The sequence below is a fragment of the Streptomyces sp. NPDC001668 genome (assembly GCF_042893155.1).
Classification (GTDB): Bacteria; Actinomycetota; Actinomycetes; order Streptomycetales; family Streptomycetaceae; genus Streptomyces.
In genome coordinates this window covers 464,686-478,142 of sequence record NZ_JBIAUQ010000002.1, presented here as the reverse complement: position 1 = coordinate 478,142, position 13,457 = coordinate 464,686, and the positions used below count along the sequence as shown (strand labels likewise).

Below are 13,457 nucleotides of genomic sequence, written 5' to 3'. Positions count from 1 at the left end.
AGGTGATCGTGGGGTGGGTGCCCTCGGGGCGGGATGCGAGGCCGGCGGCGGGTGCCGGGCGGGCGGCGGGGTCTCGTCCTCAGCGGGCGGGGCGGGAGGTCACCGTGAACAGGGCGCCGTCGGGGTCGCGCAGGACCGCCTCCGTGGCGTTGTGCGAGAGCACGCTGCCGCCGTGGACCTCCGCGGCCTTGGCGCAGGCGGCCACGTCCGCGACCGCGAAGTGGACCTGCCAGTGCGGCCGGATACCGGGATCGGGGGCCGAGCCCAGCGCCCCCGACTCGATGCGGGCCACCACGTCACCGCCGCTGTGCAGCACCACCTCGCCGCCCTCGTAGCGGACCTCGCAGCAGCCGGGGCGCTCCGAGGCCCAGTCGAAGACCTCGCCGTAGAAGATCGCGGCGTCGAAGGCGTCGCGGGTGTGCAGCCGGACGAAGGCCGGCTGGGCGCGGCGCCAGACGTCCCAGTTCGCGACGAGCTCGCCCTCCCAGATGCCGAAGGTCGCTCCGTCGCGGTCGGAGAGCAGGGCCGCCCGGCCGGGCGGGAAGGACAGCGGGCCGACCGCCAGGGTGCCGCCGCGTTCCTGCACGCGGGCCACCGCCTCGTCGGCGCTCGGCACCGCGAAGTACGGCGTCCAGGCCACCGCCATCTGCCACATCGAGGCCACCGCGGCGATCCCGGCGACCGGCGTGCCGTCGACCAGCGCGACCCTGAAGCGCTCGCCGAGTTTGGCGGGCCGCCACTCCCACCCGAGGACGGCCCCGTAGAACTCCTCCGTGGCCTGCTCGTCGCGGCTGGTCAGGCTCACCCAGCAGGGGGCACCGAAGACATGGTGCGTGGAGACGACGTCCGCGGTCGCGGTGGGATGTCTCGGATCGTGGTTCATGGCAGTCGCGTCCTGCTCTCGTCGGCCGGCGGCCACTGGGCGGTCTTGCACCAGTCTGTCTCCGGAACCGCGTCGGGCGCCTGCCGAGTACCCCGGGGGCGACGCCGAAACGGTGGCCCGTTCGCCTCCGCCCGGTGGCGTCGCCCCGTCCGAGTGACAGGATGGAGACGTGCCAGTCGTACCGAACGAACCCGCCGACGAGTCGGACCGGATCTTCGCGCTGCAGGAGGAGATCGGCCAGCTCAAGGAGGCGGTCGCCTCCCACGCGGTCGTGGACCAGGCCATCGGCATGGTCGTCGCGCTCGGCAGGGTCGGCCCGGACGAGGGCTGGCAGGTGCTGAAGGACGTCTCGCAGCACACGAACATCAAGCTGCGCAACGTCGCCGACCTGATCCTCATCTGGGGCCGGACCGGGAACATGCCCCCGGAGATCCGCGTGGAGCTCGAAGAGGCCCTCGACCGCTACGGTCCCACGCAGATCCCGGGTGCGGCCCCCGAGTGACGCGGGCCGGGAGGCTCAGCCGCAGTCCGAAAGGACTTCCTCGCGCAGGTGGGCGAAGCAGGTGCTGAGCAGCCGGGACACATGCATCTGCGAGATGCCGAGTTCCTCGGCGATGCCGCTCTGTGTCATGCCCCGGAAGAAGCGCAGGTACAGGATGGTCCGCTCGCGCTCGGGAAGGGCCTTGAGGCAGGGGCCGACGGCGACCCGGTCGACGACCACGTCGTAGCCGGGGTCGGGGCCGCCGAGCGCGTCACTCAGGGCGTAGCCCTCGGTGCCGGGCATCTCCGCTTCCAGGGACAGCGCCGAGAAGCACTCCAGCGCCTCCGCGCCGGTGCGTACCTCGTCCTCGGTCAGATGGGCCAGCTCGGCGATCTCGGCGACGGTGGGCGACCGCCCTGGCGTCTGCGAGAGCTCCTTCGAGGCCTGCCGGACCCGGTTGCGCAGGTCCTGCACCCGCCGCGGTACGTGCAGCGTCCACATGTGGTCGCGGAAGTGCCGCTTGATCTCGCCGGTCACGGTCGGCACCGCGTACGCCTCGAAGGCGCTGCCGCGGGCCGGGTCGTAGTGGTCGACGGCCTTGACGAGCCCGAGGGCGGCCACCTGGTAGAGGTCTTCGAGGGACTCCCCGCGGCCCCGGAAGCGCACGGCGATCCGCTCGGCCATGGGCAGCCAGAGCTCCACGAGCTCGTCCCGCAGGGCCTTGCGCTCCGGGCCGTCCGGAAGCTGTGCCAAGCGCTCGAACGCCGCGTTGGTGTCGGGGGCGTCGTCGTGCGGATGCGGCTTCGTTCTGGTGGCGACGGACATGTCGCGCACCTCCCTGAGCGGGTGCTGGGTGGACAGACACCGTGGGAGATCGCGCATTCGGATCCTGAGAAGTCATCCAGGAGACATCCGGGACCCGCTCGGCGGGGCTCCCACGGACGTGCCTCCTGTCCGAAGCACTGGTGCCAGCATACCCCCTTCCGGGTGAAACAAAACAAATGTCGCAGATCGCCACATATGTGTTTGACCAGGTCTTGGGTGAGATGCCTCTGACACAGAGGTAATGTCAGGCGGGTGGACGAAGAGACCTTCCCGGAAGAGCTGGCCGACGCCCTCGTCGGCGTGCAGCGGCTGCTCAGGCGCAGGCTGCGCGCCGGGCTGACCGTGCCGAGACTGCGTGGCGCCGAGGTCGAACTGCTGCGCCTGGTCGAGTCCCGGCCCGGCATCGGCGTCTCCGATGCCGCCAAGGAACTGCATCTGGCCGGGAACTCCGTCTCGACCCTGGTCAACCAGCTGGTCAAGGACGGCCACCTGGTCCGCGAGACCGACCCCGCCGACCGGCGCGCCGCCCGGCTGCTGCTCACCGAGAAGGCCGAGACCCGGCTCTCGGAGTGGAAACAGCGGCGGGTCGCGCTCGTGAGCCGGCAGGTCACCCGGCTGGACGCGGCCGATCAGGAAGCCCTGCGCGCCGCCCTGCCCGCCCTGCGCGCGCTCGCCGTCAATCTGCACGAGGAGGCCGAGGACGCATGACATCCGACGCTGTTTCCTGTACCGGGCTGACCTACGCCTTCGGGGACACCAAAGCGGTGGCCGGGCTGGACCTGACCGTCGAGGAGGGCGAGGTCTTCGGACTGCTCGGCCCCAACGGCGCCGGCAAGACCACCGCCATCCGCTGCATCACCACCCTGCTCCCCGTCCCGGCCGGCATGATCCATGTCTTCGGCCGCGACACCGCCGCCGACCCGATGGCCGTACGCCGTCTGCTCGGCTACGTCCCGCAGCAGCTGTCCGCCGACGCCAACCTCACCGGCCGGGAGAACGTCACCCTGTTCGCCCGCGTCTTCGACGTCGCCCGCAAGGAACGCGCCGAACGCGTCGCCCAGGCCCTGGCCGCCGTCGACCTCACCGACGCCGCCAACCGGCTCGCCGGCACCTACTCGGGCGGCATGGTCCGCCGCCTCGAACTCGCCCAGGCCCTGGTCAGCGCGCCCCGGCTGCTGATCCTCGACGAGCCGACCATCGGCCTCGACCCGATCGCCCGGACCGGCGTGTGGGAGCACATCAACGCCGTACGCGAGGCGACCGGCATGACCGTCCTCGTGACCACCCACTACATGGACGAGGCCGACCAGTACTGCGACCGGGTCGGCCTCATGCACCGCGGCCGCGTCCGCGCCCTCGGCACCCCCGAAGAACTCAGGCGGGGACTGGCCGAGGAGCGGGGCACCGACGCGCTGCCGACCCTGGAGGACGTCTTCCGTGACGTCGCCGGCAGCGGACTCGAAGACGAGGGAGGGGATTTCCGCGATGTCCGAAGCACCCGCCGCACCGCGAACCGTGTCGGCTGACATCAGTCTGCTGCTGAAGCCGCCGGAGCCCCGCGCGGGCTGGCGCCTGCTGCCCGCCCGGGTGGTGGCGATGTGCGCCGTCGAGCTCCAGAAGCTCCGCCACGACCGCACCGAGCTCTACACCCGCGCCGTCCAGCCCGCCCTGTGGCTGCTGATCTTCGGCCAGACCTTCACCCGCATCAAGGCGATCCCCACCGAGGGCATCCCCTACATCGACTACCTGGCACCCGGCATCATCGCCCAGTCGGCGATGTTCATCGCGATCTTCTACGGCATCCAGATCATCTGGGAGCGGGACGCGGGCATCCTCAACAAGCTCCTGGTCACCCCCACCCCGCGCTCGGCGCTCACCACCGGCAAGGCCTTCGCGGCCGGCGTGAAGTCGTTGATCCAGGCCGCCGTCGTCATAGTCATCGCCGCCCTGCTCGGAGTGTCCCTGACCTGGAACCCGCTCAGGCTCCTCGGTGTCGGGGTGATCGTGATCCTCGGCTCGGCGTTCTTCTCCTGCCTGTCGATCACCATCGCCGGCATCGTGCTCAGCAGGGACCGCCTGATGGGCATCGGGCAGGCCATCACCATGCCGCTCTTCTTCGGCTCCAACGCCCTGTACCCGCTGTCCGTCATGCCGGGCTGGCTCCAGGCCGTCAGCAAGGTGAACCCGCTCAGCTACGAAGTCGACGCCCTGCGCGGCCTCCTCCTCGGCACGCACGCCCATCTGGCGCTCGACTTCGGAGTGCTGGCGGTGGCCGCGGTCCTCGGCATCACCGCGGCCTCCTCGCTCCTGGGGCGCCTGGCCCGTTGATCATGCGTGCGGAACGTGATGTGCGGCACGCCCGCGCAAGGGTTTTTCCGGCCGCTCGGCGGATTGTTCCTGCGCACGGCTTGATCAGCGATCAAAGGGGGTGAATTCCCTGGCCACAGCGCATTCTGCTCATTTGACAGTGCATTGAGCACACAGATAGGAAGCAGCTCTCTGAGGTCGAAGAGGTGCACTGTGTACGAGCCCAACGTGGTCGGGGACTGGCAGGAGTACGACGAGCATGCCGGTCTGCGTGTCCGCGTCCACCGTCTGGAGGCGGCCGAGCCGCCGCGCGGACGCGACGACGCCGCCGAAGGGCTCACGTACTTCAGCGTCCGGGTGACCGTCGAGAACCGCGGCGCCCTGCATCCCACCGTCCACCTCGAGGACGGCCAGATCGATGTGCGGCTCGGCCCCGACGGCGAGAGCGCCTTCATCGACTGGCGCAACTCGCAGTTCATCGAGGGCTTCGACGTCTACCCGCTGCGCCGCGCCACCGCCGTGCTGTTCGCGGCGGGACCGGAGGCGAGCCTCGGCCAGATCGACGTGCAGATCCAGCTGCGGGTCGACGACGAGTGGGCGGACCGCCGGCTGTGGGCGGGCGGCATCGGACTCGACGAGGGCGCCGCCCACGTGGGCGCGGGCCGTGAGGGCCTGGCCTGCCAGATCAGCAACTTCCTGCGGGACCAGGCCGAAGAGGGCACCGCCTGATCCCGCGCGGGCCTCAGTGCGGGATGCCGTCGATGATCTCGCGGGCGCCCTGACGCAGCAGCGCCACGGCGACCGAGGTGCCCAGCGTGGCCGGATCGAGCCGCCCCGCCCACTCGTGGGCGTTCAGCCGCGTCTTGCCGTCCGCGGTGAACACACAGGCCCGCAGGGACAGTTCGCCCCCGTGGTCCACGCGCGCGTATCCCGCGATCGGGCTGTTGCAGTGGCCCTGCAGCACATGCAGGAACATCCGCTCGGCGGTCGCCTCCCGGAAGGTGTCCGGATCACCCAGCGCGCTGACCGCGTCGATCAGCGCGGTGTCGCCCTCCCGGCACTGAAGGGCGAGGATGCCCGCGCCGATCGGCGGCATCATCGTCTCGGGGGAGAGGATCTCGCTGATCACGTCCTCTCGGCCGATGCGCTCCAGGCCGGAGACCGCGAGCAGCAGCGCGTCCGCCTCGCCCGCTTCCAGCTTGGCCAGCCGCCGGTTGGCGTTGCCGCGGAACGGCACGCACTCCAGGTGCGGGTGGGTGGCGGCCAGCTGGGCCACGCGGCGCACCGAGGACGTGCCGATCCGGGTCCCCTCCGGGAGTTCGTCCAGGGTGAGGCCGCCCGGGTGGATCAGGGCGTCACGGATGTCGTCCCGCTTGAGGAACGCCGCGAACGTCGTGCCCGCCGGGAGCGGCCGGTCGGCGGGCACGTCCTTCACACAGTGCACCGCGAGATCGGCCTCACCGGCCAGCAGCGCGGCGTCGACCTCCTTGGTGAACGCGCCCTTGCCCTCGACCTTCGACAGGTCGCCCATCCACTTGTCACCGGTGGTCCTCACCGGCACGACCTCGGTGCGCACACCGGGGTACAGGGCCGTCAACTCGCTTCTGACACGCTCCACTTGGGCCAGCGCCATCGGCGAGTCACGGGAGACGATGCGGATCAGTTCCGGGAGGGACATGCGGGACACGATAGACCCTGCGGAGGTTCGGTGTTTGACGCTCAGGGCTCAACGGGTAGGGAGTAGCGCGCCTTTTGCCTCGCGCGGGCGCCCATCCGGTCGTAGAAGCGGATCGCCCCTTCGTTCCACGTCGGCGTCTGCCACTGCACCTCGCCCAGCCCGAGCGCTCGGGCCTGCGCGACGACGGCGTCCATGAGCAGCACACCGAGTCCGAGACCGCGGTGCCCGGGCAGCAGGAACAGGCAGTCCATGTGCAGGTACTCGCGGCCCTCCCAGGTGGAGAGTTCGGGCGCGCAGGTGGCGTAGCCGACGAGTTCGCCGTCCGGGAGCTGGGCCACCAGGCAGCGCAGGCGGGGCGTGGGATTGTCGAAGAGGAGCGCGGCCAGCCGGGCGGGCAGGTCGGCCGGGGGCGGCGCGGCCTTCTCGTACTCGGCGTGCCGGGCGGCGAGTTCGGCGACCGCCGGGAGGTCGGCGCGCTCGGCGTGCCGGACGACGGCGGCCTTGCTCATCGGACCTCGCCCGTGAGGGTGTCCGCGCTCCAGGCCGCCAGCCGGCCGGCGAGCGGTCCGGTGCCGTCCAGGACGTGCCGGGAGTACGCGTTCCGTTCGTGCGCGAGTACGGCGGCCTCCCACACGCACGGCGAGAGTCCCGCCCGGCCGGGTCGCAGCGCGTCGGGCTTGCCCGCCGGGCCGGCGAAGATCACCAGGTCCGCCATGTCGCCCTCGATCCAGCTGTGGACGAGGACGTAGTCGCCGTCGCCGCCCGCGTGCACGATCGGGACGGCGAGCCCCAGGGAGCCCCGCAGCGGGCCGAGTTCGAGATGGCGCGCGGCGATCCGCAGCCCGGCTTCGGCGTCCTGGTCGGACACGGTGCGGCCGGGGGCCTCCAGCGCGTACACCTTCACCAGGTGACCGGCGGCCTCCCTGGTGCCCAACGGCCGCACGGGACGGGCGTGGTGGGAGTCGGCGAGGGCCGGCAGGGCCTCGGTGTCGACGGCGGCGGGCAGCTCCTGGTGAAGATCCATTCGGCCATCATCGGACGCCGGGCTCGGGTGCGTCCACCGCCGCCCACGAGACGACCGGTTCCGGCCGGGACAGCACCGCGAGCGCGACCGGCGCCAGGGCTCTGCGTCGCCATGAGGTGGTCTCAGGCGAGCGGCTCGCTGAGTTCGACCGAGCGCAGGGCGGCCGCGAGCGCCTGGTCGTCGCCGATGTCCAGGGCCGTGTCGGTGAGCTTGATGACGTGCTCGTCGCCGTGGGCGAGTGCTCGTTCCACGACCTCCTCGGCGGTGAGGCGTCCGGGCGGGGAGAAGGCGACGGCTGCCGCGGGCGCGTACATCGCCGTGACCGCCGCGGACGCCGTCCAGGCCGCCTGCAGACTGGGGACCCACTGGTCACGCGGCAGGGAATCCAGGGCCCGCAGCACGGCGTTGGGGGCCGTGGCGGCGTGCACGAGCATGGTCGGCTCGCCGTGGCCGTGGGTGGCGTAGCGGTGGGTCGCCGCGCGGACGAGCTCGGTGAGCCGCGCCTTCGCGGTGTCGGGGTCGGTGACGTCCCGCGCCCACACCGGCAGTCGGCGCACGGCGGCCAGCCGGTTCCGGAACCCCACGTGCCCGCGCTCGATGGCCGGTACGGCTTCCAGGGCGTCCGCGGCGGTGGTCGCGCCCGGCAGTTCCGCGAGCCCGGTCACGGGCTGGTGCCGTGCCGCCCAGTAGCCCAGCGCGTGCGCGAGCTCGGTGAGCCGGGGCGTGTTCTCGTCGGCCTCCAGGGCGCGGACGGCGTGGCCGACCCGGATGACGGTGTGCGTGGCACCGCCGTACAAGCCCGGCAGCAGGCGCGGCCACCACTCGGCGAGGACGTCCTTCCAGGGGCGCTCGGCGAGGGTGCGGGAGAAATGGTCCGTCCAGTCCGCGATCCGGCGCGGATCGCCCAGTGCCGAGGGCCAGTTGTCGTCCGTGACGGGGGCGGTGCGATCGGGGAAGTCCTCCAGCCTGTCCCGGTACAGGTCCAGCCACCGGTGCACCGAGCGGGCCTGGCCGTGCGCGGCGAGCGCCTCGACGACCATGGGGGCGTGGTTGGTCAGCCAGCCCTCCCGCTCCGGGCCCGACGCGTGGACGCGGTCCAGGGCCTCTTCGAGGTACCCGCTCTTGTCGCTCGTGTTGGTCGTGTCCATGCACAGGACGTTATGCGGGTGCGGACCGGCGGGGATCGGGCGCGGGACGGAACCCGCGGCCACGGAGGACCTAGGTCCCGCGCCCGATCGTGTCACCGGCTCAGGCGTTGGGGTCGAAGGAGATCCCCGACGGCTTCGCCGACGACAGGTGGGCCGCGAAGTTGGCGTCCTTGAGGCCGAAGTTGGCGCTGCCGAAGTCGTACGCGCTCAGCTTGTCGCGCAGCCCCGACGGGTAGCCGTTCCAGCCGACCAGCGGCGGGTACTGCCAGGTGCCCTTGGCGTTCTCCGGCGGCTCGTCGTTGGAGTTGGCCAGCCGGAAGCAGTGCGTGCTGATGCCGTCCTTGTGGTAGACGATCTTCGCGTGCGTGCCGTCGAAGCGGACGCTCGAGGCCGCGCTGACCGTGAACGAGCCGTGGTTGGACGTCGACACGTACTGGACCGTGCCGTTCTGCACCCAGACCACGACGTGCTCCCAGTCGTTCCGGTGTCCGCCGATGCTGCTGTTCGCGACCGCCTGGTCCTTCTCGAAGTACAGGCCGTACATGTAGGCGCACCAGCCGTTGTTGCACTTGTAGCGCGAGTACGTGTTGGTGTTGTCCAGGTCCGAGGCGTCGTGGCAGTCGCCGCTGAGCGAACCCGTCGGGTTCAGGCCGCCGTTGATCGTGCCGTCGGGGCCGATGGCGGGCGTCGAGTAGCAGCCGTCCGTGTCGTAGTCGAAGGCCGGCTGGTAGGTGAACTCGGCGCTCTCGGCGTTGGCGGGCAGCGCCTTGGGCGGAGCGGCGAACGCGGCGGAGGGGAAGGCGACGACGAGCGCGGCGGCGCCGGCCAGGCCGGTCAGCCACCTCGTACGGTGCTTCTTGAGCGACGATGACGCCACTGCGTCCTCCTCGTGATCCGGGCGCAGCCCAACGGCTGTGGGGTTACTGGGGAGTTCAGCTTCCCGGCTTTTCATGTCCGCGCCAAGAGGTCGAAGGCGTCGTTCCGGTTAAGGCCCGCCCAATTCTCCGATCATGACGGTTCGTCGGGGAGGTCGGCCGAGGAGTCCTCCGGCGCCAGATCCGGTCGCAGCCGCAGCCAGGACGGCTGGCGCAGCAACCCCGCCCGGGTGCGGGTGCTGTAGCGGACCTCGCCGACCAGCCGGGGCAGCACCCAGCGCGCGCCCGGGACCCGGGGCGCGGGGTCGAAGGGGCACACGTCCGTCGCCGCGGCGGCCAGCAGCGAGGCGAGCTCCGTCCGTTCCGCCTCGCTCCAGCCGGTGCCCACATTGCCGACGTACCGCAGCCGCCCTCCGCCCCGCTGGCCGACCAGCACCGCGCCGGGCAGGCCCGTGAGCCGGCCCTTGCCGGGCAGCCAGCCGCCCACGACGACGTCCTCGCTGAGCATGTTCCGGATCTTGATCCAGGCGCGGGAGCGCACCCCGGGTTCGTACACCGAGTCGAGCCGTTTGCAGACCAGGCCCTCCAGGCCGTGCTCACGGGTGGCGCGCAGGGCCTGCTCGCCGTGACCGACGAGGGCGGCGGGTGTGGACCAGTGCGGCCCGAAGAGTTCCAGCTCGTCCAGTCGCGCCCGCCGCCGTGTGTAGGGGAGGGCGAGGAGCGAGCGCCGCCCCAGGTGCATCAGGTCGAACAGCACGAGATGGACGGGCGCTTCGGCCGCCCGGCGCGCGGCCCTGGCAGGGGCGTGGGCCAACTGCATGCGCGGCTGGAGCAACTGGAAGTCCGCGTGCCCCTGTTCGTCCAGCGCCAGGATCTCCCCGTCGAGCACGGCGGGTGTGGCACCGAGCGCGTCGCCCAGCGACCGCAGTTCGGGATAGGCGCCGGTGATCTCCTCCCCGGACCGGGCGCGCAGTACGAGGTCGCCGTTCCCGGCGAGGTAGACGACCACCCGCTGGCCGTCCTGCTTGGTCTCGTAGGCCCAGCGTCCGTCCTGCGCGGCGGGCGGCAGGGTGCCGGGAGTGGCGAGCATGGGCGGGATCAGCGGGAGGGTCACGGGTGAGTTGTCGACGCGGGCGCCCGCCGCCACGCGCCCCGCCCTGCGGTTTCCCCTGAACGGGCGGCGCCCGGGAGCCTGCTCGGCCCTCTGCGCGAAGGGTGACGGACGGCAAGGCCGTCTACTTCAGTTCTCCTGGTACAGGTTGACGATGTTGCCGTCCGGGTCCCGCAGCCACACCGACCGGCGGCCCCAGGGCTGGGTGGTCGGCGGCTTGAGGATCTCGACGCCCTGGGTCGTGAGCCGTTCGTGGCGTGCGTCCACGTCGGTGACCCGGAACTCCAGGGTGAAGCTTCCGCTCGCGGCGGCGCTCATCGAACCGGGCACCATCGACTCCATCCCCTGGGTGGAGAAGAAGGACAGGACGGCCCCGGGAACCGTCACGCGGGCGAAGGGCCCCTCGCCCTCCACCTGCGCGTCGAGGACTCTCGCGTAGAAGGCGGCGAGCGCCGGGACGTCGTCGGTGATCAGGGAGGTGCCGGTGAAGTGTGGCCGCATCCGGGCATCGTAGGCGGCGCATCGGACAACACGGTGGGCGGCGCTGGTGACGGGCGGTCAGATGATGCCGCCGTTGGCCCGCAGCACCTGGCCGTTGACCCAGTGGCCCGCCGGGCTCACCAGGAAGGACACGACATGGGCGATGTCCTGCGGCGTCCCCAGCCGCTCCAGCGGAGGCTGTGCCGCCAGACGGGCGACGGTCTCCTCGTCCTTGCCGTCGAGGAAGAGGTCGGTCGCCGTCGGGCCGGGTGCCACGGCGTTGACGGTGACGTCCCGGCCGCGGAGCTCACGGGCGAGGATCAGGGTGACGGCCTCGACCGCGCCCTTGCTGGCCGCGTAGGCGCCGTACCCGGGAAAGGCGAGCCCGACGACCGAGCTGGAGAGGTTGACGAGCGCGCCGCCCGGGCGCAGTCGGCGCGCTGCCTGCTGGTCGACGACGAAGGTGCCGCGGATGTTGGTGCGGTACAGGGAGTCGAGCTCGGCGAGGTCGAGTTCCGCGACAGGGGACAGCGGCATCCGGCCCGCGGAGTGGACCACCGCGTCGACACCGCCGTACGTGGCCTCCGCCAGGTCGAACAGGGCGGCCACCTCGCTCTCGTCGGCGACGTCCGCGCGGGCGGCGAAGGCGGTGCCGCCCGCCTCCTCGATGGTGCGCACGGCGTCGGCTGCGGCCTCCTTGTTGCCCGCGTACCCGACGACGACCGCGAAACCGTCGGCGGCGAGCTGCTGGGCGATCTGCCGTCCGATGCCGCGCGATCCGCCGGTCACGATCGCGACGCGCTGTTCCGTCCGGGGCTGAGTGGTCATGACCGCATCCTTCTCTGTTAGCGCTGCTACGACCTGTCCGTATCAACGATAACACAGATTCGTAGCGTCGGTAACAGTGAATTCGTATCGTCGATACGAATGGCGTACGGTGGGGGCATGGATGCGAGGGAAAAGATCCTGGAAGCGGCCACCGAGCTGCTGGCCGGCGCGTCGGCCGCAGATGTCTCCACGCGTGCCGTGTGCGAGAAGGCAGGGGTCGGGGCGCCGATGCTCTACCGGCTCTTCGGCGACAAGGCCGGTCTGCTGGCCGCTGTCGTCGACCGGGGGTTCGAGCGGTACCTCGCGTCCAAGCGGGCGGCGCGGCCGAGCCAGGATCCGGTCGAGGACCTGAAGAGCGGCTGGGACAACCACATGCGCTTCGCGCTGGAGCACCCCAGCCACTACCGCCTGATGTACTCGCCCGAGCTGACCGTGCCCCCGGCGGCGGCCCAGGAGGCGCACGACCTGCTGCACGGCATCCTCGAACGCTGCGCGGCCGAGGGGCGGCTGACGGTGCCGCCCGCTCTGGCGACGCAGATGATCATGTCCGCCAATGTCGGCGCGGCCCTGTCGATGCTGACCAGACCCGAGCAGTACGCGGACGCGAAGTTCTCGCGGCGGCTGCGCGACGCGGTGCTGGACTCGGTGCTGGACTCGGCGACCCGGCCCGCCGACCTCGACGCCGACCTCGACGCGCCTCGGGAGGGCGGCTCGGTGCCCGTCGCGGCCGCCACGCTCGCGGCACGCCTGCGTGCCGAGCTGCCGCCGACGCTCACCTCGGCGGAGTCGGCCCTGCTCCAGCAGTGGCTGGAGAGACTCTCCGAGAGGTGAGGGTTCAGCGCTCCTCGGGCGGCAGCGCTGGCACCAGACCCGACTGATAGGCCATCACGACGAGCTGGGCCCGGTCCCGGGCGCCCAGCTTGGTCATCGCGCGGTGGACGTGGGTGCGCACGGTCAGGGGGCTGACGAAGAGCTTGGCCGCGATTTCGTCGTTGGAGTGCCCCTCGGCGACCCAGGCCATCACCTCGCGTTCGCGGGTGGTGAGACCGCTCAGGCCGTCGGCGGCCGCGAGCCGGGTGCCCAGGCCGGGGGCCGACAGGAAGCGGGTGATGAGGGTACGGGTGGCGCCGGGGGAGAGCAGGGAGTCACCGGCCGCCACGGTGCGGATGCCGTCGAGCAGGGCCTCGGCGGTGACGTCCTTGCCCAGGAAGCCGCTGGCACCGGACCGCAGCGCCTGCGCGACGTACTCGTCGATCTCGAACGTGGTCAGGATCAGGACCCGGGTGCCGGTCAGCTCAGGATCCGCGCAGATCGCGGACGTGGCGGCCAGGCCGTCGGTCCCCGGCATACGGATGTCCATCAGGATCACGTCGGGTCGGTGGACGCGCGCGAGGTCGGTCGCCGCGGCGCCGTCGGTGGCCTCCGCGACCACCTCCACGTCGTCGCACGAGTCGATGAGGATGCGGAAGGTGGCCCGCAGCAGGGCCTGGTCGTCCGCGAGCAGTACGCGGATGGTCATGAGATCCGTTCCCGGCGTTCCGGTGCGGCGAGGTCGGGCGGGAACCGGGGGCGGCCCGCCGCGTCCGGCCGGCCGGTGTCCCTGCGGCTGACGTCCGCCTGGAGGAGCGCGGGCAGCGGCAGCCCGGTCGCCATGGCGACGACCGTACGGACATGATCGTCGGCGTAGCGCCTCAAGGGGATGTCCATCTGCTCTCCGGTCGTGTCCTGGAACCCGGTCGTCTCCCGGAACCATGGTGGTCCCCGCGTGCCGGGCGCGGCGCGCGGCGTCCCGCCGACGGGCTTCGCGTCCGAGCAGC

18 protein-coding genes are annotated in these 13,457 nt (G+C 71.7%); 6 read left to right on the top strand and 12 right to left on the bottom strand.

The window, feature by feature from the left end; all coding sequences use genetic code 11:
- Positions 1–79: 79 nt before the first annotated feature.
- Positions 80–883, bottom strand: a complete 804-nt coding sequence (locus tag ACFYZ8_RS07625) for a VOC family protein (protein ID WP_359037767.1) — start codon at positions 881–883, stop codon at positions 80–82.
- 169 nt (positions 884–1,052) lie between these two features.
- Here ACFYZ8_RS07625 and ACFYZ8_RS07620 point away from each other — a divergent pair, with 169 nt between their 5' ends.
- Entirely contained in the window at positions 1,053–1,385 is a 333-nt protein-coding gene (locus ACFYZ8_RS07620; RefSeq protein ID WP_359037765.1) for an ANTAR domain-containing protein, read from the top strand.
- Positions 1,386–1,400: 15 nt separating this feature from the next.
- Here the strand turns inward: ACFYZ8_RS07620 and ACFYZ8_RS07615 are convergent, their stop codons facing one another.
- Positions 1,401–2,189: an RNA polymerase sigma factor SigF gene (locus tag ACFYZ8_RS07615; protein WP_388532122.1), complete on the bottom strand. Its 789-nt coding sequence runs from the start codon at positions 2,187–2,189 to the stop codon at positions 1,401–1,403.
- A gap of 252 nt (positions 2,190–2,441) precedes the next feature.
- On the opposite strand from ACFYZ8_RS07615, the gene ACFYZ8_RS07610 reads away from it, so the two are divergent.
- From ACFYZ8_RS07610 to ACFYZ8_RS07595, 4 genes are all read left to right on the top strand, one after another.
- Complete coding sequence (locus ACFYZ8_RS07610; protein ID WP_359037763.1) at positions 2,442–2,897, top strand: MarR family transcriptional regulator; 456 nt, start codon at positions 2,442–2,444, stop codon at positions 2,895–2,897.
- Positions 2,894–3,715 carry an ABC transporter ATP-binding protein gene (locus ACFYZ8_RS07605; RefSeq protein ID WP_388531490.1) on the top strand — a complete coding sequence of 274 codons (822 nt, stop codon included), beginning with the start codon at positions 2,894–2,896 and terminating at the stop codon, positions 3,713–3,715. The genes ACFYZ8_RS07610 and ACFYZ8_RS07605 overlap by 4 nt, the downstream gene beginning before the upstream one ends.
- Positions 3,675–4,517 carry an ABC transporter permease gene (locus ACFYZ8_RS07600; protein ID WP_388531491.1) on the top strand — a complete coding sequence of 281 codons (843 nt, stop codon included), beginning with the start codon at positions 3,675–3,677 and terminating at the stop codon, positions 4,515–4,517. Before ACFYZ8_RS07605 ends, ACFYZ8_RS07600 begins: the two co-directional genes overlap by 41 nt.
- Before the next feature lie 192 nt (positions 4,518–4,709).
- The gene (locus ACFYZ8_RS07595) at positions 4,710–5,225 is read left to right on the top strand and encodes a hypothetical protein (RefSeq protein WP_359037757.1); all 516 of its coding nucleotides are present in this window, start codon (positions 4,710–4,712) and stop codon (positions 5,223–5,225) included.
- Positions 5,226–5,238: 13 nt separating this feature from the next.
- Here ACFYZ8_RS07595 and hemC read toward each other — a convergent pair whose 3' ends face one another.
- From hemC to ACFYZ8_RS07555, 8 genes are all read right to left on the bottom strand, one after another.
- On the bottom strand, positions 5,239–6,174 hold the full coding sequence (gene hemC, locus ACFYZ8_RS07590; RefSeq protein ID WP_388531493.1) for a hydroxymethylbilane synthase: 936 nt from the start codon (positions 6,172–6,174) through the stop codon (positions 5,239–5,241).
- A 41-nt stretch (positions 6,175–6,215) separates the two neighbouring features.
- The gene (locus ACFYZ8_RS07585; RefSeq protein WP_388531494.1) at positions 6,216–6,683 is read right to left on the bottom strand and encodes a GNAT family N-acetyltransferase; all 468 of its coding nucleotides are present in this window, start codon (positions 6,681–6,683) and stop codon (positions 6,216–6,218) included.
- The gene (locus ACFYZ8_RS07580) at positions 6,680–7,198 is read right to left on the bottom strand and encodes a hypothetical protein (RefSeq protein ID WP_388531496.1); all 519 of its coding nucleotides are present in this window, start codon (positions 7,196–7,198) and stop codon (positions 6,680–6,682) included. Before ACFYZ8_RS07580 ends, ACFYZ8_RS07585 begins: the two co-directional genes overlap by 4 nt.
- A 122-nt stretch (positions 7,199–7,320) precedes the next feature.
- Entirely contained in the window at positions 7,321–8,346 is a 1,026-nt protein-coding gene (locus ACFYZ8_RS07575; protein ID WP_388531497.1) for a questin oxidase family protein, read from the bottom strand.
- A gap of 100 nt (positions 8,347–8,446) precedes the next feature.
- Positions 8,447–9,223, bottom strand: coding sequence for an NPP1 family protein (locus ACFYZ8_RS07570; protein ID WP_388531499.1), 777 nt, complete (start codon positions 9,221–9,223; stop codon positions 8,447–8,449).
- 131 nt (positions 9,224–9,354) lie between these two features.
- Complete coding sequence (locus ACFYZ8_RS07565; protein ID WP_388531501.1) at positions 9,355–10,335, bottom strand: ATP-dependent DNA ligase; 981 nt, start codon at positions 10,333–10,335, stop codon at positions 9,355–9,357.
- A gap of 126 nt (positions 10,336–10,461) precedes the next feature.
- Positions 10,462–10,833 (bottom strand): VOC family protein, encoded by a 372-nt coding sequence (locus ACFYZ8_RS07560; protein ID WP_359037742.1) that lies wholly within the window; start codon positions 10,831–10,833, stop codon positions 10,462–10,464.
- A gap of 57 nt (positions 10,834–10,890) precedes the next feature.
- Complete coding sequence (locus ACFYZ8_RS07555; protein ID WP_359037740.1) at positions 10,891–11,640, bottom strand: SDR family oxidoreductase; 750 nt, start codon at positions 11,638–11,640, stop codon at positions 10,891–10,893.
- A 117-nt stretch (positions 11,641–11,757) separates the two neighbouring features.
- On the opposite strand from ACFYZ8_RS07555, the gene ACFYZ8_RS07550 reads away from it, so the two are divergent.
- Positions 11,758–12,471 carry a TetR/AcrR family transcriptional regulator gene (locus ACFYZ8_RS07550; RefSeq protein WP_388531503.1) on the top strand — a complete coding sequence of 238 codons (714 nt, stop codon included), beginning with the start codon at positions 11,758–11,760 and terminating at the stop codon, positions 12,469–12,471.
- Positions 12,472–12,475: 4 nt separating this feature from the next.
- On the opposite strand, the gene ACFYZ8_RS07545 is transcribed toward ACFYZ8_RS07550, so the two are convergent.
- Both ACFYZ8_RS07545 and ACFYZ8_RS07540 read right to left on the bottom strand, forming a co-directional pair.
- Positions 12,476–13,159 (bottom strand): response regulator, encoded by a 684-nt coding sequence (locus tag ACFYZ8_RS07545; RefSeq protein WP_388531505.1) that lies wholly within the window; start codon positions 13,157–13,159, stop codon positions 12,476–12,478.
- Positions 13,156–13,347, bottom strand: coding sequence for a hypothetical protein (locus ACFYZ8_RS07540; protein WP_388531506.1), 192 nt, complete (start codon positions 13,345–13,347; stop codon positions 13,156–13,158). The genes ACFYZ8_RS07545 and ACFYZ8_RS07540 overlap by 4 nt, the downstream gene beginning before the upstream one ends.
- Between the last annotated feature and the right edge of the window lie 110 nt (positions 13,348–13,457).

Coding starts and splice junctions, on each gene's coding strand:
- ACFYZ8_RS07625 (WP_359037767.1), bottom strand. CDS start 883: ATGAACCACGATCCGAGACATCCCACCGCGACCGCGGACGTCGTCTCC.
- ACFYZ8_RS07615 (WP_388532122.1), bottom strand. CDS start 2,189: ATGTCCGTCGCCACCAGAACGAAGCCGCATCCGCACGACGACGCCCCC.
- ACFYZ8_RS07605 (WP_388531490.1), top strand. CDS start 2,894: ATGACATCCGACGCTGTTTCCTGTACCGGGCTGACCTACGCCTTCGGG.
- ACFYZ8_RS07600 (WP_388531491.1), top strand. CDS start 3,675: ATGTCCGAAGCACCCGCCGCACCGCGAACCGTGTCGGCTGACATCAGT.
- hemC (WP_388531493.1), bottom strand. CDS start 6,174: ATGTCCCTCCCGGAACTGATCCGCATCGTCTCCCGTGACTCGCCGATG.
- ACFYZ8_RS07585 (WP_388531494.1), bottom strand. CDS start 6,683: ATGAGCAAGGCCGCCGTCGTCCGGCACGCCGAGCGCGCCGACCTCCCG.
- ACFYZ8_RS07580 (WP_388531496.1), bottom strand. CDS start 7,198: ATGGATCTTCACCAGGAGCTGCCCGCCGCCGTCGACACCGAGGCCCTG.
- ACFYZ8_RS07575 (WP_388531497.1), bottom strand. CDS start 8,346: ATGGACACGACCAACACGAGCGACAAGAGCGGGTACCTCGAAGAGGCC.
- ACFYZ8_RS07560 (WP_359037742.1), bottom strand. CDS start 10,833: ATGCGGCCACACTTCACCGGCACCTCCCTGATCACCGACGACGTCCCG.
- ACFYZ8_RS07555 (WP_359037740.1), bottom strand. CDS start 11,640: ATGACCACTCAGCCCCGGACGGAACAGCGCGTCGCGATCGTGACCGGC.
- ACFYZ8_RS07550 (WP_388531503.1), top strand. CDS start 11,758: ATGGATGCGAGGGAAAAGATCCTGGAAGCGGCCACCGAGCTGCTGGCC.
- ACFYZ8_RS07545 (WP_388531505.1), bottom strand. CDS start 13,159: ATGACCATCCGCGTACTGCTCGCGGACGACCAGGCCCTGCTGCGGGCC.
- ACFYZ8_RS07540 (WP_388531506.1), bottom strand. CDS start 13,347: ATGGACATCCCCTTGAGGCGCTACGCCGACGATCATGTCCGTACGGTC.